Below are 17851 nucleotides of genomic sequence, written 5' to 3'. Positions count from 1 at the left end.
CCTTGCAGTCAGACAATCAATGACCATGCCAGCGGCGTGCCGGCCTGAATATCCTGGCTGGCATGGCGACCCAGCAGGGATGGAAGATGAACCGGGGGCAACCCATCGGCAGGGCGGATGGAGCGGACATTGCGTGACGTGAATGCATCCCCGGCTTTCATGTCCTCACAGACGAAGAGAGAGCGAGCGAATCGCCGGTTTCGCAGTGTCTTGTCGTTGAGGTGATAGCTGACATTCCCCAGTGCAGCCTCGACTTGCCGTACTCCCTCGACCATATGAGCGAATTCATCCGGTGTCATGGAGAAGGAGGCATCCGGCCCGCCCAGGGTGCGGTCCAGAATGAAGTGTTTCTCTATCACGCGTGCTCCCAGGGCGGTGGCGGCCATGGCCACGGCCTCTCCCAGGGTATGATCCGACAAGCCCACTTCGACTCCGAAAGTCTGCTTCATATTGGGCATGGTGAGCAGGTTGGCCTCGTCCACCGGCGCTGGATAGGAAGAAGTGCACTTGAGCAATGTGATGTCATGATTGCCCACGCGGCGGCATGCCTGCACGGCAGCATCAATATCGGCCAGGGTCGCGATACCGGTCGAGATAATCATCGGCTTTCCCTTGCTGGCGGTGTACTCGATCAGAGGAATGTCGGTGATTTCAAACGAGGCGATCTTGTAGAGAGGGACGTCGAGCGTCTCCAGAAAATCGACGGCACTGGTGTCGAAGGGAGTAGAGAAGAAGACGAGCCCCTCTTTGCGGGCCTCGGCCTGGATGGCGGCATGCCACTCCCAGGGGGTATAGGCCTCCTGATAGAGTTTGTGGAGCGTGGTGCCATCCCAGATGGTGCCCTGATTGATCTGGAAATATTCATTGTCACAATCAAGGGTGATGGTGTCGGCCGTATAGGTCTGGATCTTGATGGCATCGGCACCACACGCCTTGGCTGAGCGCACCGTCGCCAGCGCCGTCTCCAGTGAGTGGCCGTGGTTGGCAGAGAGTTCGGCAATGATGAAGCATCGCGTCGGATTGAAGGTGCGAGTCATGGTTTGGGTCATGAATTATTCCACTCCTGTTCAGTGATCCCCATGAGCACGAGATCCACATAGTTTGATGTCTGAGGGCGATACACGGCTTCCCGCCAGACCCCTTCATGGCGAAAACCGGATCTCAGATAGGCTTTGATGGCCCTTTCGTTGTCTGCCGCGACTTCCAGCTTGAGGGTATGCAGACGGGCGATGTCGAAGGCGAGCTGGTTCACGGCGCTCAGCAGGCGTGCGCCCAGCCCCTTGTCGAGGCGAAAAGGATTGCGATAGATCCCGAGCCAGGCCAGGCGATTGTGCCAGTCCAGCCTGTGCAAGGAGATGACTCCGAGGGGGCCCGCGTTGTCCTGGCAGAGATAGTTGATGTTGCGGGTGTCCTGATGCTGGCGAGCCATGAAAGCGAGATGCGATTCCAGGCTGATGTCGCCGCCACTGTTCATCCAGTGGGCAATGTCGGGATGCGTGCGCATCTGCCAGACGGCAATTTTCTGTTGTTCGTCCAGCATGGCGAAGGGGATGAGTGTGGCACCGGACAGCGTTAGGTGGCGCTGCAGGTTCATCTCTGGTTGAGCCATGAAAGTGCCTCCAGAGTGCCGTTTCCTGTCATGAGTTGCTGCAGCCCCTGTGACCGCCTTGCCCGTTCGTCCGGTGCAGACAGCGCTGTCAATCCTTGCTCCAGCCGGGAGAGCAAGGCGGTATCGTGCCACCACCCAGCCGACATGAAAGCGTCCGGGCCGCACCAGCCAGCCAGCTGACGACGCTGGTTGTCTGCCACGCCGACGAGAATGCCGGGGAGACCGCAGCGTGCCAGTTCATAGGTCACCTGTCCGGCGGCGCTGATGGCCAGATCGCAGTGGGACATGAGCGCGATCATCTGCTCGGCATCCAGACGGTGATGTTGCCGGCATCCCGACAACCGGGTGTCCCGCTCCCGGTTGACAACATTCAGCTCCATGTCAGGGTGGGACTGGCGCAGCCTGCTCACCAGCCCGGGAGTCAGATCGCGCACGTCGGTTCCCCCCATGATGATCAAGATGCGTTCGACACGGTCGGCAAACCTGGTTCGGGTGGGGACCGACCAAAATGGGGGGCGCAAAGGTTGCCAGCCCGGCCCCCACCGCCAGATGGCGGCGCCGGACTTGTCACCATGGGGACCGGGGCTGGCATGGACCACCATCCCCTGTGGATAGTCCAGACGTTCGGTGTCATCGAGGTACATCACTCGCACAAATCCCGCTGCCATGCTCTGCAGCGTCTCCAGACTGGCCGAGTAGGAGTCGACGATGGCGACCGCCTGTTGCGGGGGGATGGATTGCTGCTGCCAGCGACCCCAGCTGACGGACTCCCCTTCGAGCAGGGTGCTGGCAAGCGCATCACCGTCCACCACCCAGTGGACGACGCCTCCCTGTTGTCGCCAGGCCTGCGCATAGGCGCTGCAACGGCTGAGGTGCCCCAGGCCCCGGACCCTGTCCCCTTCACTGAAGATCCAGAGTGGCAGCACTCAACGCACCTTGAACACCGGCTGGATGGGTTCGCCATCCAGGGCCTGATGAATGGCCTTGTCCGCATCCAGCCGGATAAGCGCCGGCAGGATATCGGCATAGACGGCCAGCAGGGTTTGGACGTCCTCTTCGCTGTGGGCAAGGTTCAGGTTGTGGCTGCCGAGACTGAGGATGCCCCGTTTGCACAGCTCCTGGATGAAGTAGCTCTTGAGCAGCCAGCTGGAATGGTTGGGGGAGTCGCCGATAAGCAGGAAGCTCCAGCTCGGATGACCCGCGCTTTGCAGCCAGCGTGGGGCGTTCACTTGTTCCAGCAGTGCGTTGAGCCCATCCAGCAGTTGTTGGCCTCGCTCGGCCAGCCTGGCTGGTACGTCGAGCCGACGCATCTTGCCGATCACGGCGTTCGCCGCCGCCAGGGCGATGGCATCGCCGCCGAAGGTACCGGAGAAGAAGATGTCCTCCATGCGGCGCATGTACTGGCGGCGCCCCACCACGGCGGAGATGGGAAAACCGTTTGCCATGCCCTTGCCGAAAGCGGCCAGATCCGGGGTGACGCCAAACAGGGTCTGCGCACCGCCGAGGTGGAAACGAAAGCCGGTGATAGTCTCATCAAAGACCAGCAGGGCGCCGTGTTCATCGCACAGCTGGCGCAGACCGGGCAGAAAGTCCGGGGCGGGCCAGGCGACGTTCATGGGCTCCAGGATCACGGCGGCAAACTCACCGGGGTGGGCTTCCAGTTGGGCCTTGAGGGAGTCCATGTCGTTGTAGTCGAAGCGGTGGGTGAGCTCGCGCACGCACTCCGGGACCCCCAGATGACGGGTGGTGGAGCCGATGTACCAGTCCTGCCAGCCATGGTAGCCGCAGACGGCAACGCGCTCTCGCCCTGTCACTGCGCGGGAGAGACGAATGCAGGCGGAGGTGGCGTCGGTGCCGTTCTTGCCAAAGCGAACCATCTCGGCGCAAGGGATGAGCGCGATCAGCTGTTCGGCGACCTCGGTCTCAAGGCGGTGGGGCAGGGAGAAGATGGAGCCCAGGTTGAGTTGCTCCATCACGGCCTGGTTCACATCCAAATCACAATAGCCCAGGCTGATGGCGAGCAGGCCGCTGGCAAAATCCAGGTACTCGTTGCCATCCACATCCCACACCCTGGCGCCCTGGCCGCGCTCGATAAAGAGCGGGGCTGCGCCATAGGGAAAGCAGAGTCGGCTCTTGGAGAAGGTCTGGGACCCTAAGGGAATGCTCTGCTCGGCCCGGGCCGACAGGGTCAGTGAATGCTGGTAACGTGAACTCATGAGTGGTTCTCCTTGGCCAGCGAGCTTGCCAGCCCCTCATTGCGTTGATGTTGAGTGTTCAGGGTTGCCAACTGCGGCTCACGAGCCAGCAGGGCGAGAATGTCGTCGGTGGCAAAGGCTGGGTTTGACGGGTAGAGACGCTGATATATCTGCTCGATCAGGGCGAAGTCGGCGGGTTCGTCCACCGTCCAGCGCAGGTGGGCGAGGCTGGGGGTGCGACTCAATGTGCCAATCTTGAACGCATCCGCATGCTGGCGGATGTAGTAGGTCACATGCTCGCGCTCGGTCAGGGTGTGCGCACGTTCGGCGAGCAAATCGAGGGTGGCGGCACTCAAGATCTCGGCATCCAGCCCATCCGGGTAGCTGGGCTCCCAACAGTTGCTGCTGTAGTCGTAGCCACCGTCCAGATGAAGCGCGACAAGCTCGTCGATAAGGGCCGGATCCGCGAGGGGGCAATCCCCGGTGAGCCTGACAATCTGGCTGGGCCCAAAGGGCTGGGCCGCGAGATGAAAACGCAGCAGCACATCGTCCAGCGGGCCACGGAAACAGGGCATGTCCAGCTTGGCGCAAAGCGCCGCGATGGCCTCATCCTCGCGCTGATCGCTGGTGGCGACCACCAGTTTATCCAGCCTGGCGGAACGTTTGAGCCGCTCTATCTGGCGGGCGAGCATGGGCTCGCCGAGCAGAGGCTTGAGCACCTTGCCAGGCAGTCGGCTGGAGTTGGCTCTGGCCTGCAGGATCCCGAGGATCATGATGTTCTCCACATGGCAGGGTTGATGAGGGCCGGCTCGTCGCAGGCGAGGGTTGCCAGTTCGGCGTCCTGAGCAGGATGCAGATGGTCATAGGCAGATGCAATCGCTGCCAGCTCATGTGCGTGGCAGACGCCGACCACAAAGCGGCTCACCTGGGGCAGGGCCGGGATCAGGGCAAGCGCCTTGTGGAGGAGGGAGAGATGGGGCTGCCACCCATCCAGTCGCGAGAGCGGTTCGCTGAAGGCGTCAAAATAAGGGGGACGAAGGGTTGGCTGCATCAATAACAGGCCTTGCAGGAAGAGGGAGCGCACATGGATTTCACACCCCATGGCCTGCAACCGATCGAGCCAGCCTGTGCGCAAAAAACGCTGATCGAGCAGATTGGCAGGGAGCTGCACCAGCTCCAGGGGATAACCCTGCTCGAGCCAACGCGTCAGCTCCTCGGGGGTATAGACAGAGACGCCCACCTTGCCCACCTTGCCCTGATGCTGAAGGTCTGCCAGCCGCTCGAACAGGGCCGGGCTGGCGTCCTGGCTGCGGTGCAGCAGCAAGCCCTCGACACAGGGGCGAGCCAGTCGTTGCAGGCTGGCCTCCAAAGAGGGGGTCAGATCCGCGGCATCGATATTGGGTGAGAGCTTGGTGATGACCTGAAAGTCGGCGGTGTTGCACATCCCGAGCCTCGCCTCGGCCTTGCCGTAGGCCTGGGCCGTGTCCAGGGTATTCACCCCCAGCTTGCGGGCCAGGGCCAGAATGGCGTCGAGCTCCTGATCCTGCACTTCGCCTGCGCGGTTGCTGATGCCGTAATCGAGCCCGAACTGGACCGTACCCAGTGCTAGGCGCATAGCACCGACTCCAGGGTCTGAACGACCTGATCCTGCTCGGCCAGGGAGAGGCCGGGGAACAGGGGGAGGCTGATGGCTTGTCGATAATAGGCCTGGGCACCGGGATAGTTGGCGGGGTCGTGGCCGAGATCACGGTAATAGGGCTGGGCTGGAATGGGCATGTAGTGCACGTTGACGCCGATACCGGCGTCTCTCAGGCGGGCAAACACCTCATCCCGGTCTTGCACCCGGATCACATAGAGGTGGTAGCCACTGAGTCTGTCATGCCCCTGGTGCAAGGGCTCGACCGGCAGTCGGGTCAGCAGCTCGTCGTAGCGGGCAGCCAACAACCGGCGCCTGTCAATGAACTGCGGCAGGCGGGCGAGCTGGCTGCTTCCCAGCGCCGCCTGGATGTCGGTCAGGCGATAGTTGAAGCCGAGTACCTGCTGCTCGTAGTACCAGCCTCCCGGAGTGTCGACGGTCAACTGCGCCGGATCCCGGGTGATGCCATGGCTGCGATAGAGACGAAGCCTCGCGGCCAGCTCGGCACTGCGAGTCGTGACGGCGCCCCCTTCCCCGGTCGTGATGGGCTTGACCGGATGGAAGCTGAAGACGGTCATGTCACTGTGGGCACAACTGCCGATGGGCTCTCCCTGATAACGGGCTCCCAGGGCATGGCAGGCATCTTCGATGAGGGACACGCCATATTCTCGGCACAGGGCGCCTATCTCGGCGAGATCGCATGGCTGGCCCGCGAGATGCACGGCGACCAGGGCCTTCGGCTGACGACCGCTGCCCTGAACCTGTTGCAGCTTCTCGCGCAGCGCCGTCACGCAGAGGTTGCCGGTTGCGGAGTCCACGTCGACGAAATCCACCTGGGCGCCGCAATAGCGGGCACAGTTGGCGGAGGCGACGAAACTGATGGCGGATACCCAGACCCAATCCTGTTCACCCAGCGCCAGCGCGGCGCAGGCAAGGTGCAGGGCCGTGGTGCCGTTGCTGCAGGCGATCACGTGGGGAGTCTGGCAGTAGTCGGCCAATCCCTGTTCGAAGACGGGAACCGCCTCACCCTGGGTGAGGTAGTCCGACTTCAGCACGGCGACGACGGCTTCGATATCTTCATCTGTGATGGATTGGCGTCCATAGGGGATCATTCGGCGAGCACCTGCTGATTCATGACTTTCAATTCCTCTATCGACAGGAAGTGGCGATTATTGAGGGAATTGTATTCAAAGCCGTGCTCGACCCGCACCGCGGTGTCACCCAGGGCATTGACGGCGAAGTCATTGTTTCGGCTGGTGAAGGTGATGCTGGGAGCGATGACGTAATAGTCGTCAAATTCATAGGTGTGGTAGGAGTCGTCAGCCGGACACATCACTTCGTGCAACTTCTCGCCCGGACGGATGCCGATGATCTCCTGGGGCAAGTCCGGCGCCATGGCGCTGGCGAGATCCGTGATGCGTACCGACGGGATCTTCGGAACGAACACTTCCCCCCCCTTCATGCGGGCAAAGTTGGTCAGCACGAACTCGACCCCCTGTTGCAGGGTGAGCCAGAAACGGGTCATCTCGCCATGGGTAATGGGCAGGCTGCTGGCCCCTTCCTTGATCAGGCGATCGAAGAAGGGCACCACAGAGCCCCGGGAGCCGACCACGTTGCCATAACGTACCACGGAGAAAATGGTGGGGTGCTTGCCCGCCATATTATTGGCGGCGACGAACAGCTTGTCGGAGCAGAGTTTGGTGGCGCCATACAGGTTGACCGGATTGGCCGCCTTGTCGGTGGAGAGGGCGATCACCTTCTCGACCCCGTTGTTGAGGGCCGCCTTGATGACGTTTTCCGCACCATGGATGTTGGTCTTGATGCACTCCATGGGGTTGTATTCGGCGGCAGGCACCTGCTTGAGGGCGGCGGCATGCACCACGAAGTCCACGCCGTGCATGGCCATGTCCAGGCGCTCGGCATCCCGTACGTCACCGATGAAATAGCGCATGCAGGGGTGATTGAAACGCTGCTGCATCTCGAACTGCTTGAGTTCATCACGGGAGTAGACGATCAATCGGCTCGGCGTGTAGAGGGAGAGGACAGCCTCGATGAACTTCTTGCCAAAGGAGCCGGTTCCCCCGGTGATCAGGATCGTTTTGCCGTTGAACATGTCATGGTCCCGTTATGAAGTGAGTGTCTGTTAGATTCAAAAGCATATTTTATGCCATAACCCACGATATGGGAGAGAGCATCGCCGTGACGCAGGCGCCATCAAGGAGTTGGCGTGCTGGTCCCGGCGATCGCCTCGCATATCTGCTCCACCGCGTTGAGGGCGCGGGGGGTGAAGCGGTGCAGTTCATCGGCGTTGATGAGGGCGAGCCGCTGGTGTTTGACGGCGTCCAGCATGGGCCACTGCCGCCAGTGATCCAGCACGGAAGGATCCCGGCCGCCAGCCAGGATAAGCCCGGGATTGGCCTTGATCACCTGCTCCAGCCCGACCTGGGGGTAGGCTGCTCCCGTCTTCGCCATGATGTTGCGTCCGCCGCAGAGGGTGATGGCCTGCCCCGGCCAGGTCGAATTATTGACGCTGGTGAGCGGCGGGTACCAGAGCTGATAGAAGACCGACAGGGGCTTGGGCTCGCCGTAGCGCGCAGCCAGGGCGTCGAGCCGGGTCAGATAGGCGCGGGCTTGCTCGTCGGCCCTGGACGTGAGCCCGAGAAGGTGCCCCAGGCTGCGCATCTCGGTGGCCAGGGAGGCAAAGTCGGTGGGCTCCGAGTAGAAGACGGGGATGCCGAGGCGCTCGACCGGGCCCAGCATGCGGGCCTGGGCGGAGCGCCAGGCCACTACCAGATCCGGCTTCTGGGCCAGCAGCGCCTCGAGGTTGATGCTGCGATAGTTGGCCACCCGGGGGAGGTTGGTCACCTCGGCGGGGTAATCGGAGGCATCGTCGGTGGCGACCACGCGATCCCCGGCGCCGATATCGAACAGCAGTTCCGTCAGATGGGGAGTGAGGCTCACGATGCGCTGCGGCGGGGTGGCCATGGCGCACAGTGAGGTGCCCAGCAGGCAGACAAACAGGCCCAGGGCACGAAGGGAAACGCGATCAGCCATGATTGAGCGCCATCCATGTCAGGAGCAGCGAGAGCCCGAGCCAGCCCCAGCCGGTCAGTTGCAGACGCTGCAGCAGGCGCAGGGGCAGGTTGGCATCGGGTTCGCTCCCCTCATCAAATACCGGAAAGCGCACCAGCTGGCCCTGATAGTAGCGGGGGCCGCCGAGTCGGCTGCCCGTCGCCCGGGCCAGCAGCGCGAGCAGGACCCCCATGGCGGGATGGGGCCAATGCAGCGCAGGCCGCACTCTGTTGCCCAGCCCGCGCACCTGGGTCAGGCACAGGGGGAGCGCCAGCAACAGGATGGCGGGGGTGCAGAAACCCTGATAGAGCGCCGCAGCCGGGCGGCCGAAGTGGACGAACGCGCTTTGCTTGGGGTTCCACGCCAGATGGGTCAACTGGGCGAGCCGCACCAGCAGGGCACCCTGTACCCCGGCCAGGGCAAAGCCCAGCAGGGGGGCGGCCCACTGACCCACGAGGCGCAGTACGCAGGTCTCGCTCACCGCCTTGTTCAACCCCATCACCGAGAGCTTGCCGGTTTCCCGCTTGAGCCAGGGGGCGACCTGCAGCCTTGCCACGACCAGCGTCTCCTGGGTCGCCAGGGCGCGGCTCCCCCGGGCGAGTTCCCGCAAGGGGCGGGATTCGAGCATCAGCAGCAGGAACAGGAGGTCGAACAGGGGCTCGGACAGGGAGAGATTGCGCATTGCCCAGAGACCGGCAGCGCAGGGCACCCAGACCACCAGCAGGGCAAGGAGCCCGGCCTGGCTCTGCTGGCGCGGTGTGCCGTCGGGGCGATAGACCTTCTGGCCGAGGCGGGTGAGCAGAGGCACGGCTGCGCCGGGTCGAAAGCGTGCGGGCCAGGGCAGCAGGGCCTCCAGCAGGGCGGCCCCCACCATGATGGCCGCCGTCGTGGAGGCGAGGGCGGTCATCAGGGCATCCCAGGAGGGGGCGTCGATCACAGCTTGCCGAGCAGCGCGATGATCACTTCGGCGGAGTGTTGACCCGCCACCTCGATGAAGGCATCGAAGGATTCCACCTGCTCCTTGCCGGCGATGTCCGACATGGCCCGTACCACCAGATAGGGCACCTTGAACATGTGGCACACCTGGCCGATGGCGGCCCCTTCCATCTCCACCGCCAGCATCTGCGGGAAGTCGGCACGGGCTTTCGCGATGGCGTCCGGTTTGCACATGAACTGATCACCGGTGCAGATGAGCCCGACCTTGGTCTGGTGCTTGCCTTGCTCGGCAATGCAGGCTTGTGCCAGGGCGATGAGTTTTTCGTCGCAGGGGAAGGCGGCGGGCTGCTGGGCCATCTGGCCCATTTCGTAACCGAAGGCGGTCACGTCCACGTCGTGGAAGCGCATCTCGCTCGCGATGACCACGTCACCGATGTGCAGATCCTGGGCGAAGCCACCGGCAGAACCGGTGTTGATGACGCAATCGGGAGCGAACTTCTCCAGCAGCAGGCTGGTGGCGACGCTGGCGGCGACCTTGCCGATGCCGGAGCGGGTCAGGATCACCTCTTTACCGGCCAGCTTGCCCTGATAGAACTCGCAGCCGCCCAGTTGCAGGGTGGTGGGCTCGCTCAGCTGGCTGCGCAGGAGGGCTACTTCCTGCTCCATGGCGCCGATAATACCTACTTTCATCATCTACCTCGTCTCGATGGCCGCTGGGCCGAAAAAGTTGGCGTGGATGATAGCAAAACTTGGCGGTGGCGCCGAGCATTGCGATGGCGCGGATGGGGGGTCAGGGGTAGCGTCTGGCCAGGGCGGCCAGTTCACCACTGTCTGCGAGCCGTTGCAGGGTGTTGGCGAACAGGGTCAGGCGCTTGGGGGCACTGTGGCGATGGAACAGGATGTAGAAGGGAGTCTCTTCCATCACGGTGGGGAGGATGCGGATCTTGTCGGCCAGCCCCTGTTCGCGCAAGTCGGACTCAAACCCCGGGGAGCGGTAGTAGACGAAACGGCCGCGCTTCATCAACAACTTCTCGTAGTTGGCCTGGTTGCTGATCCCGCCGCTGTCGATGATGAGGCCGCCGATATCCTGGAGCCGGGCGATGGCGCCGCTGCCATGGTTGATGAGGATGATGCCCGCCTGGCCGAGGGCCCTGACATCCTGCCAGCTGCGTATCTCGACGGGATCGTCACGGCGCACCGCCAGGTGGTAGCGCACCGTGAAGATGGCGGGAGTCAGGACGATGAAGTGATCCCGCCTGGCCGGGCTCTCCCCCACGCCGCAGATGAAGTCCAGCTGACCGTGCTGCACCTTCTTTTCCAGCCGTCGTAGCGGCAGGAAGCGCTGATCTCCCTCAATGCGAAGGGCTGGCTCCCTTGCTTCCATGAGCCGGAAGAGATCGACGCAGATCCCGCCGACATGCCCGTCGGGGAGCGTCACGTACTTGGGGGACGACGCCTGCTGCGCGGCCGTATGAAAGACCTCGGTGGCGCCAATGGCCCTGGCGGTGAGGACAAGCAGACACAGCAGCAGGATTATCCTGAGGGTCATCCGGGCAGGCTTCCGATGGGATTCAGGCGCCGTACATCAACCAGTCAAAGGGCGCCGGGGGCTCAACATTAGGCGATTTCCCCCTCTTATTTCAAGGGGTTCGCGCTGTCGTCACCGGGCGTACGGGGCTTGAGGGGGGTGATCAGCCGAGCGCGGTGTCGAGGGTCATCATCAGGGCGAAGCCCGCCATCAGGCCCAGGGTGGCGTGGGTCTGGTGGCCGTTGCGATGGGTTTCCGGGATCACCTCGTGGGAGACCACAAACAGCATTGCACCAGCCGCGAGCCCGAGGCCGATGGGGTAGGCGATGGCCATGCCGCTGGCGAGCCCGACCCCGAGCAGGGCGCCAAGCGGTTCCAGCAGGCCGCTGCCGATGGCGACCAGCACGGCCACCGGCGGGCGAAAACCGGCTGCGCACATGGCCAGCGCCACCGCCAGCCCTTCGGGAATGTCCTGCAGGGCAATGGCGGTCGTGAGGGGCAGTCCCACCGTCATGTCCCCCTGGGAGAAGCTGACCCCGATGGCCATGCCTTCGGGCAGGTTGTGCAGGGCGATGGCGAAGACGAACAGCCAGACCCGTGAGCAGCTCTCATGGCCGGGACCACAGGGGCCGGTCTTGTCGTGTTCGTGAGGGGTGAATTGATCCAGTCCCAGCATCAGCAGCACCCCGAGGGTCATGCCGGCCACCACCACGGCGGCGGCGAGGAAGCCGTCACCCGTGATCCCCTCGGCGGCCTCGAGCCCCGGCAGCAGCAGGGAGAAGGCGCTCGCCGCCAGCATCATGCCGGCGGCGAACCCCAGCATGGCATCTTCCACCCGTTGGGGAACGGCGCGCAGGAACAGGGCAGGCAGGGCGCCCAGCGCCGTGGCGGCAAAACCCGCAGCGCCGCCAATGAGGCCATAGCGTACCCCGGCCGTGATCTCTCCTGCTGCCAGCATGACGAGACTCTGCACCAGGAGCAGCAGCACGGCGACCAGGGCGAGCAGCAGCCCCAGGGCGATGAGGGGGCGATCTGCTATCTGCTCGCGCAGTTGGACAGACCAGGAAGGGGAGAGGGTCGATACGTTGTCCATGGAGCCTCTGAAGACAGGAATGGGGAGAGACGAGCGGCCATTACATAACCTGGCCCCTGCTTTGTCCATGACGGCGGACCGATTGTGGCAATCGGCTCAAGTTTTGCGTCGAGTTGGTCGCTCCTGTGCTGGCAGCCTCGTGGCGGGCACAAGGCCCGGCGTGGGGCGAGCGGGAAGCAAGGGATCCCCTCTCTTCGCTCCCATCGTCATTTCCCGTCAGGAGTCTCGGGTCACCGCTTACACGGATGTGATCATTGTGTCACTGCACATCTGCAGTCGAGGATCACCAGCCAACATGTCTTACAAGCATCTCTCCATCGGCAAGAAGATTGCCGCCGTCTTTGCGGTCATTGCCGTCATCAACGCCGTCTTCGGCCTGTTTCTCGCCACCGAACTGCGGGACATTCGGGATCGGGTATTGAACTTCACCGACTCCACCCTGCCAAGCGTGCTCTCGGTGGACAACCTGCTCTACGACGTCTCCTATGTGCGCCGTGCCCAGTTTGCCCTGCTGATGGTGGAAGATGCCGTCGACAGGCAGGTTCGCCGCGCCCGCATCCAGGAGAGCCTGGGCAAGGTGCAGCAGGTCATGGATGCCTACGAGGCAACCGTGGGGGCCGAGCATGAACGCCAGGCCTTCAACCGCGTCAAGCAGCAGTGGCTGCAATATCTGGGGGCCGTCAACCAGGTGGATGCCCTGTTGTTCCAGGGCAGCAGGGATGAGGCCAGGGAGGCGCTGTTTCGCTCGAACGGGCTCTACACCGAGCTGGAGCTGGTGGTGCGTGCACTGGTGAAAGTGAATCTTGGCTTTGTGGAAGAGAACCGTGGCAGCCTGCTTGGCAGCGTCACCATGGTGATGACCTTTGCCGTGGTGAGCATCGCGACCCTGCTGATCTTCATGGGGGTCATGACCTGGTTCCTCACCCGCCAGATCTGCCTGCCCCTGCAAGCCGTGGTGGCCCAGGCCAATGCCATCGCCCTGGGGGATCTGACCCATCGGCTGGATCGCCAGCACATCGGGCAGGACGAACTGGGGATGCTGGCCAGCGCCTCCCTCAAGATGCAGGACAACCTGCGTGGGCTCATCGAGGAGGTGGCCGCCGCCGTGACTCAGCTGGGGGCCGCCATCGAGGAGGTGAGCGCTGTCTCCGAGCAATCATCCCAGGGGATCCAGAGCCAGCAGCAGGAGATAGCCCAGGTCGCCACCGCCATGGCCCAGATGAAGGCGACGGTAGCGGATGTGGCGGGCAACACCGAGGTGGCCTCGGAGTCGGCAAGCTCCGCCAATGCCCTGGCTCGTCGTGGCAGTCAGGATGTGCAGGGGGCCCTGGATGCCATCACCCGGGTGGCCGGTGAGATGGAGCAGGCGGGCAACCTGGTGAGTGAACTGGAGAAAGAGTCCGCCCAGATCAACCTGGTGGTGGATGTCATTCGCGGCATTGCCGACCAGACCAACCTGCTGGCACTCAATGCCGCCATCGAGGCGGCCCGTGCCGGTGAGCAGGGGCGCGGCTTTGCGGTGGTGGCCGACGAGGTGCGCACCCTGGCGGGTCGTACCCAGGCCTCCACCGGCGAAATCGTCGCCATCATCGAGACCCTGCAGGCCCGTGCCAACCGGGCGAAGTCGGTGACCGGCCAGAGTTGCGAGATGATCCGCCAGTGCGTGAGTCAGAGCGAACGCACCAGCGCGGGCATTCGTCAGATTGAAGAGGCGGTGGCCCAGATAGCCGACATGGCGATCCAGATTGCCAGTGCCTGTGGCGAGCAGGATGCGGTCTCCGATGAGCTGGGCCGCAACGTGGCGCGCATCAACGACTCCTCCAACGAGGTTGCGACCGGCGCGGATCATACCGCCAAAGCCTGTCTGGAGCTGAGCCAGCTGGCGGCGGGTCTGCGCCAGAGCATGGGGCGCTTCCGCCTGGCCTGACGGTGGCCGCAGCCAATGAAAACGGGGCCCTGGGCCCCGTTGTTTTTCTCACCGCCAGGCGGCGTGGGCTCAGGCGCCCAGGCCGGTACCGGCGTCTTTCTTGGCAATCAGCTCAATCTTGTAGCCGTCCGGGTCTTCCACGAAGGCGATGACGGTGGTGCCGCCCTTCACCGGGCCCGGTTCGCGGGTGATCTTGGCGCCGGCGGCGCGCAGCGCCTCGCAGGTGGCATAGATGTCGTCCGCTTCCAGGGCGATGTGACCATAGGCGGAACCGAGCTCGTACTCGCTCACCCCCCAGTTGTAGGTGAGCTCGATGACGGCTTCATCCTTCTCGTCGCCGTAGCCGACGAAGGCCAGGGTGTACTTGTATTCGCTGTTCTCGCTCTTGCGCAGCAGTGTCATGCCCAGCACTCGGGTGTAGAAGTCGATGGAACGTTGCAGATCGCCGACGCGCAACATGGTATGCAGAATTCTCATTGCTCAATTCTCCGGGTTGGTGGATTGGTACTGCCTTGAATCCATGGCCCGAGACCGGATCCGCAGAGGCCTGCAGATCAACTCTCGGGATAGACCTTCTCTTTGTATTCGCACAAATCTTCGATGATGCAGGAGCCGCAGCGGGGCTTGCGGGCGAGACAGGTGTAGCGCCCGTGCAGGATGAGCCAGTGGTGCACGTCCAGCTTGAACTCGGCGGGGACCACCTTGAGCAGCTTCTCCTCCACCTGATCGACGTTCTTGCCCACGGCAAAGCCGGTGCGGTTGGAGACCCGGAAGATATGGGTGTCGACGGCGATGGTGGGCCAGCCGAAGGCGGTGTTGAGCACCACGTTGGCGGTCTTGCGGCCGACGCCGGGCAGGGCCTCGAGGGCCTCGCGATTCTCCGGCACCTCGCCGCCGTGGCGCTCCAGCAGAATGGCGCAGGTCTTGATGACGTTCTCGGCCTTGGTGTTGAACAGGCCGATGGTCTTGATGTACTCCTTGACCCCGTCCACCCCCAGATCCAGCATGGCCTGGGGGGTGTTGGCCACCGGATAGAGCTTGTCGGTGGCCTTGTTGACGCTCACGTCGGTGGCCTGGGCCGAAAGCAGCACGGCGATGAGCAGCTCGAAGGGCGTTGTGAAGTTGAGCTCTGTGGTGGGATGGGGGTTGTCATCGCGCAACCGCTCCAGGATCAGCCTGCGTTTCTGGTTGTTCATGGCTCTCTCTTGTCTCAGAGCTGGGTAGTGCGGGCGCCCGCCGCCGGCACGGTGCAGTGGGCCTTCTCGGCACTCTGCTTGCGGCCCATCCAGTCGTTGATGGCGTTTTTGCCGGCGATCATCAAACCGAGGCCGATGAAGCCGCCGGGGGGCAGGATCGCCAGCAGCAGGCTGGCGTCGGCGTGGAACAGCTCGACGCGCAATGACTTGGCCCAGTCACCCAGCAGCAGCTCGGCACCGTCAAACAGGGTGCCCATGCCGATGATCTCGCGAAGGCCCCCCAGTACCAGCAGCACCAGGGTAAAGCCCAGCCCCATCATGAAGCCGTCGAGGGCGGCAAGCAGGGGCGGGTTCTTGGAGGCATAGGCTTCGGCGCGGCCGATGATGACGCAGTTGGTGACGATGAGGGCGATGAAGATGCCGAGCGCCTGATAGAGGCCGTAGGTGTAGGCGTTCATCAACAGCTGCACGCTGGTCACCAGGGCCGCGATAATCATCACGTAGACCGGGATGCGGATATCCTTGGGCACCCAGTTGCGCACCAGGGAGACGGCGAGGTTGGAGCAGACCAGTACCACCATGGTGGCAAGGCCGAGCCCCAACGCATTGGTAAAGGTGGAGGAGACCGCCAGGGTGGGGCAGAGTCCCAGCACCTGCACCAGGGAGGGGTTGTTCTTCCACAGTCCCTGCAGCATCAGCTCCTTGAGCTCTTCGCGGCGGCCACTTTCCCCGGCGGGTTGGCTGGCCGTGTCAATCACGTCGACTTGTTCCATAGCGTGTGCTCCGGCGTTAGGGGTTGGTATGGCAGGAGGGGGCATCGTGCAGCAGTTCGGGGTGCTCCTGTTGCAGCCTCAGCAAATTTTTCACCGCCTTGACCACGGCCCGCGGGGTGATGGTTGCCCCGGTGAAGGCGTCGAATTCGCCGCCATCCTTCTTCACCGCCCAGGTGGTGTCGTTGTCGGCCGTGAGGGACTTGCCGATGAAGCTTTCGATCCAGCTGGATTTCTTCAGCTCTATCTTGTCACCAAGCCCCGGGGTTTCCTTGTGGGCCAGCACCCTGACCGCGCTGACGGCCCCCTTGGCATCGGTGCCGACCACCATGCGAATGGCTCCACTGTAACCATCGGGGGCCACGGTTTCCAGCGCGTAGCCGGTATGCACCCCCTTGAGGGTGGCGGTATAGAGGGGCATGGGCTCATCGCTGCCCAGGTATTCCCGGCTGCTGACCAGCTTGCAACTGGCCACCAGATCGTTGTCATAACTCCCCTCGGGCAGCAGGGCCTGCAGGGTGCGCAGCTTCTCCAGCTCTTGCTGGTGGGCGATGCGATCCCGGGTCAGTTCGTTGGTCAGCACCACCATGGCGGTGCAGCAGAGGGCAAAGAGGGCCAGGGTCAGGCCATTCTTGCGCATGCTTTTCAACATGGGAGGCTCCCTGTCTCGCGTCTGCGGCAATTCAGATGTGGGTTCATTTGCGACGGGCTCCATAGACCTTGGGGCGGGTCAGACTGTCAATCAGGGGAACGCACAGGTTGGCCAGCAACACGGCGAAGGCGAAGGCATCCGGATAGCCGCCAAAACGGCGGATGACATAGACCAGCACGCCGATGAGCACACCGTAGACGAGGCGCCCCTTTGCGGTGGTGCTGGCACTCACCGGATCGGTGGCGATGAAGAAGGCCCCGAGCATGGTGGCACCGCTGAACAGGTGCAGCATGGGGGTGGCGGTGGCATCCGGGGTGGCCAGATAGCCCAGGGTGGCAGCGAGCAGCAATGCGCCCAGCACGGCAGTCGGAATGCGCCAGTTGATCACTTTCTGCTGGAGCAGGAAGAGGCCTCCCAGCAGGTAGCCGAGGTTGACCCAGCTCCAGCCGATGCCACCCCAGCCCTCGAAGACCTTGTGGGTCATCACTTCGGTGGCGGTCAGCCCCTGGGTCAGCCCGGTCTTTAAGGTATCCAGCGGCGTGGCCATGGTCAGGCCATCCACCCCCTGCTTGAGCTGCAGCATGCTGTAGCCGTCGAGGCTGAAGCCGGTGAAGATCACCGAGGCCGCATCGGCGAAGCCGATGTCGTAGGCGGCGATGCTGGAGGGGGGCAGCCAGCTGGTCATCTGGACCGGGAAGGAGACCAGCAGCAGCACATAGGCCACCATGGCAGGATTGAACAGGTTCTGACCGAGCCCGCCATAGAGATGCTTGGCGATGATGATGGCGAACGCCGTGCCCAGCACCAGCATCCACCAGGGCAGCAAGGGGGGCAGGGAGAGACCGATGAGCACGGCGGTGAGCGCCGCGCTGCCATCCAGCAGGGCCGGTTTGACGGGGCGGCCGCGCAGGCGAAGGACCAGGGCCTCCGAACCCAGGGCCGTGACCAGCGCCAGCAGGATCTGGATCAGGGTCCCCCAGCCGAAGAACCAGGTCTGCGCCAGGAAGCCGGGCAGGCAGGCCAGGATCACCAGCACCATCAGGGTCTGGGTCTGTTTGCGGTTGTGGGCAAAAGGCGCACTCGCGATATTGAACATGGATCAGTGGCTCTTATCGGTCGAAGGGGAGGAGGCAGCCTCGGCCGCCAGCTTCTTGGCTTTGGCCCGGGCGATGGCCGCCTTCTTGGGGTCCACCTCGGCGGCGGGTCCGGATGCGGCGGCCGGGGCCTCAACGGCGTT

General features: G+C 63.5%; 19 protein-coding genes. 1 reads left to right on the top strand and 18 read right to left on the bottom strand.

The window, feature by feature from the left end:
* Window positions 1–8: 8 nt before the first annotated feature.
* The 13 genes from pseI to BGO64_RS01045 all read right to left on the bottom strand — a co-directional run bounded on the left by pseI (window position 9) and on the right by BGO64_RS01045 (window position 12069).
* Window positions 9–1049, bottom strand: coding sequence for a pseudaminic acid synthase (gene pseI / locus BGO64_RS01105; protein ID WP_227656141.1), 1041 nt, complete (start codon window positions 1047–1049; stop codon window positions 9–11).
* Window positions 1046–1609 (bottom strand): UDP-4-amino-4,6-dideoxy-N-acetyl-beta-L-altrosamine N-acetyltransferase, encoded by a 564-nt coding sequence (gene pseH / locus BGO64_RS01100; RefSeq protein WP_286700022.1) that lies wholly within the window; start codon window positions 1607–1609, stop codon window positions 1046–1048. The genes pseI and pseH overlap by 4 nt, the downstream gene beginning before the upstream one ends.
* A complete protein-coding gene (locus tag BGO64_RS01095; RefSeq protein WP_104452757.1) occupies window positions 1591–2535 on the bottom strand; it encodes a hypothetical protein in 945 nt (314 codons plus the stop codon). The genes pseH and BGO64_RS01095 overlap by 19 nt, the downstream gene beginning before the upstream one ends.
* Complete coding sequence (locus BGO64_RS01090; protein ID WP_286700021.1) at window positions 2536–3825, bottom strand: aminotransferase class III-fold pyridoxal phosphate-dependent enzyme; 1290 nt, start codon at window positions 3823–3825, stop codon at window positions 2536–2538.
* Window positions 3822–4577 carry a cytidylyltransferase domain-containing protein gene (locus BGO64_RS01085; protein WP_286700020.1) on the bottom strand — a complete coding sequence of 252 codons (756 nt, stop codon included), beginning with the start codon at window positions 4575–4577 and terminating at the stop codon, window positions 3822–3824. The genes BGO64_RS01090 and BGO64_RS01085 overlap by 4 nt, the downstream gene beginning before the upstream one ends.
* Complete coding sequence (locus BGO64_RS01080) at window positions 4574–5419, bottom strand: aldo/keto reductase (protein WP_286700019.1); 846 nt, start codon at window positions 5417–5419, stop codon at window positions 4574–4576. The genes BGO64_RS01085 and BGO64_RS01080 overlap by 4 nt, the downstream gene beginning before the upstream one ends.
* Window positions 5410–6552 (bottom strand): UDP-4-amino-4,6-dideoxy-N-acetyl-beta-L-altrosamine transaminase, encoded by a 1143-nt coding sequence (pseC, locus tag BGO64_RS01075; protein ID WP_286700018.1) that lies wholly within the window; start codon window positions 6550–6552, stop codon window positions 5410–5412. Before pseC ends, BGO64_RS01080 begins: the two co-directional genes overlap by 10 nt.
* Window positions 6549–7553, bottom strand: coding sequence for a UDP-N-acetylglucosamine 4,6-dehydratase (inverting) (gene pseB / locus BGO64_RS01070; RefSeq protein WP_052815491.1), 1005 nt, complete (start codon window positions 7551–7553; stop codon window positions 6549–6551). The genes pseC and pseB overlap by 4 nt, the downstream gene beginning before the upstream one ends.
* A gap of 101 nt (window positions 7554–7654) precedes the next feature.
* Window positions 7655–8494, bottom strand: coding sequence for a cobalamin-binding protein (locus BGO64_RS01065; RefSeq protein ID WP_410487886.1), 840 nt, complete (start codon window positions 8492–8494; stop codon window positions 7655–7657).
* Window positions 8487–9419 (bottom strand): cobalamin biosynthesis protein CobD/CbiB, encoded by a 933-nt coding sequence (locus BGO64_RS01060; protein WP_286700017.1) that lies wholly within the window; start codon window positions 9417–9419, stop codon window positions 8487–8489. The genes BGO64_RS01065 and BGO64_RS01060 overlap by 8 nt, the downstream gene beginning before the upstream one ends.
* 26 nt (window positions 9420–9445) lie before the next feature.
* Window positions 9446–10138, bottom strand: coding sequence for a 5'-methylthioadenosine/S-adenosylhomocysteine nucleosidase (gene mtnN / locus BGO64_RS01055; RefSeq protein ID WP_010674306.1), 693 nt, complete (start codon window positions 10136–10138; stop codon window positions 9446–9448).
* Window positions 10139–10238: 100 nt separating this feature from the next.
* A complete protein-coding gene (locus tag BGO64_RS01050; protein ID WP_286700016.1) occupies window positions 10239–10997 on the bottom strand; it encodes a substrate-binding periplasmic protein in 759 nt (252 codons plus the stop codon).
* Between the two features lie 142 nt (window positions 10998–11139).
* Window positions 11140–12069 (bottom strand): ZIP family metal transporter, encoded by a 930-nt coding sequence (locus tag BGO64_RS01045; protein WP_041212823.1) that lies wholly within the window; start codon window positions 12067–12069, stop codon window positions 11140–11142.
* 295 nt (window positions 12070–12364) lie between these two features.
* On the opposite strand from BGO64_RS01045, the gene BGO64_RS01040 reads away from it, so the two are divergent.
* Window positions 12365–13996, top strand: coding sequence for a methyl-accepting chemotaxis protein (locus BGO64_RS01040; RefSeq protein ID WP_286700015.1), 1632 nt, complete (start codon window positions 12365–12367; stop codon window positions 13994–13996).
* Window positions 13997–14065: 69 nt separating this feature from the next.
* Here the strand turns inward: BGO64_RS01040 and gloA are convergent, their stop codons facing one another.
* The 5 genes from gloA to rsxD form a co-directional block, all read right to left on the bottom strand.
* Window positions 14066–14473, bottom strand: coding sequence for a lactoylglutathione lyase (gloA, locus tag BGO64_RS01035; protein ID WP_010674310.1), 408 nt, complete (start codon window positions 14471–14473; stop codon window positions 14066–14068).
* A gap of 77 nt (window positions 14474–14550) precedes the next feature.
* A complete protein-coding gene (gene nth / locus BGO64_RS01030) occupies window positions 14551–15192 on the bottom strand; it encodes an endonuclease III (RefSeq protein ID WP_005302279.1) in 642 nt (213 codons plus the stop codon).
* Window positions 15193–15206: 14 nt separating this feature from the next.
* Window positions 15207–15965: an electron transport complex subunit E gene (locus BGO64_RS01025; protein ID WP_010674312.1), complete on the bottom strand. Its 759-nt coding sequence runs from the start codon at window positions 15963–15965 to the stop codon at window positions 15207–15209.
* 16 nt (window positions 15966–15981) lie between these two features.
* Window positions 15982–16614 (bottom strand): electron transport complex subunit RsxG, encoded by a 633-nt coding sequence (rsxG, locus tag BGO64_RS01020; protein ID WP_286700014.1) that lies wholly within the window; start codon window positions 16612–16614, stop codon window positions 15982–15984.
* A 43-nt stretch (window positions 16615–16657) separates the two neighbouring features.
* Window positions 16658–17710: an electron transport complex subunit RsxD gene (rsxD, locus tag BGO64_RS01015; RefSeq protein ID WP_010674314.1), complete on the bottom strand. Its 1053-nt coding sequence runs from the start codon at window positions 17708–17710 to the stop codon at window positions 16658–16660.
* Window positions 17711–17851: the final 141 nt, after the last annotated feature.

The organism is Aeromonas sp. 62-46 (genome assembly GCF_001898585.1).
Classification (GTDB): Bacteria; Pseudomonadota; Gammaproteobacteria; order Enterobacterales; family Aeromonadaceae; genus Aeromonas; species Aeromonas caviae.
This window is presented reverse-complemented; position numbering and strand designations above follow the sequence as displayed.

Coding starts and splice junctions, on each gene's coding strand:
- pseI (WP_227656141.1), bottom strand. CDS start 1,049: ATGACCCAAACCATGACTCGCACCTTCAATCCGACGCGATGCTTCATC.
- pseH (WP_286700022.1), bottom strand. CDS start 1,609: ATGGCTCAACCAGAGATGAACCTGCAGCGCCACCTAACGCTGTCCGGT.
- BGO64_RS01090 (WP_286700021.1), bottom strand. CDS start 3,825: ATGAGTTCACGTTACCAGCATTCACTGACCCTGTCGGCCCGGGCCGAG.
- BGO64_RS01085 (WP_286700020.1), bottom strand. CDS start 4,577: ATGATCCTCGGGATCCTGCAGGCCAGAGCCAACTCCAGCCGACTGCCT.
- BGO64_RS01080 (WP_286700019.1), bottom strand. CDS start 5,419: ATGCGCCTAGCACTGGGTACGGTCCAGTTCGGGCTCGATTACGGCATC.
- pseC (WP_286700018.1), bottom strand. CDS start 6,552: ATGATCCCCTATGGACGCCAATCCATCACAGATGAAGATATCGAAGCC.
- pseB (WP_052815491.1), bottom strand. CDS start 7,553: ATGTTCAACGGCAAAACGATCCTGATCACCGGGGGAACCGGCTCCTTT.
- BGO64_RS01065 (WP_410487886.1), bottom strand. CDS start 8,494: ATGGCTGATCGCGTTTCCCTTCGTGCCCTGGGCCTGTTTGTCTGCCTG.
- BGO64_RS01060 (WP_286700017.1), bottom strand. CDS start 9,419: ATGACCGCCCTCGCCTCCACGACGGCGGCCATCATGGTGGGGGCCGCC.
- mtnN (WP_010674306.1), bottom strand. CDS start 10,138: ATGAAAGTAGGTATTATCGGCGCCATGGAGCAGGAAGTAGCCCTCCTG.
- BGO64_RS01050 (WP_286700016.1), bottom strand. CDS start 10,997: ATGACCCTCAGGATAATCCTGCTGCTGTGTCTGCTTGTCCTCACCGCC.
- BGO64_RS01045 (WP_041212823.1), bottom strand. CDS start 12,069: ATGGACAACGTATCGACCCTCTCCCCTTCCTGGTCTGTCCAACTGCGC.
- BGO64_RS01040 (WP_286700015.1), top strand. CDS start 12,365: ATGTCTTACAAGCATCTCTCCATCGGCAAGAAGATTGCCGCCGTCTTT.
- gloA (WP_010674310.1), bottom strand. CDS start 14,473: ATGAGAATTCTGCATACCATGTTGCGCGTCGGCGATCTGCAACGTTCC.
- nth (WP_005302279.1), bottom strand. CDS start 15,192: ATGAACAACCAGAAACGCAGGCTGATCCTGGAGCGGTTGCGCGATGAC.
- BGO64_RS01025 (WP_010674312.1), bottom strand. CDS start 15,965: ATGGAACAAGTCGACGTGATTGACACGGCCAGCCAACCCGCCGGGGAA.
- rsxG (WP_286700014.1), bottom strand. CDS start 16,614: ATGTTGAAAAGCATGCGCAAGAATGGCCTGACCCTGGCCCTCTTTGCC.
- rsxD (WP_010674314.1), bottom strand. CDS start 17,710: ATGTTCAATATCGCGAGTGCGCCTTTTGCCCACAACCGCAAACAGACC.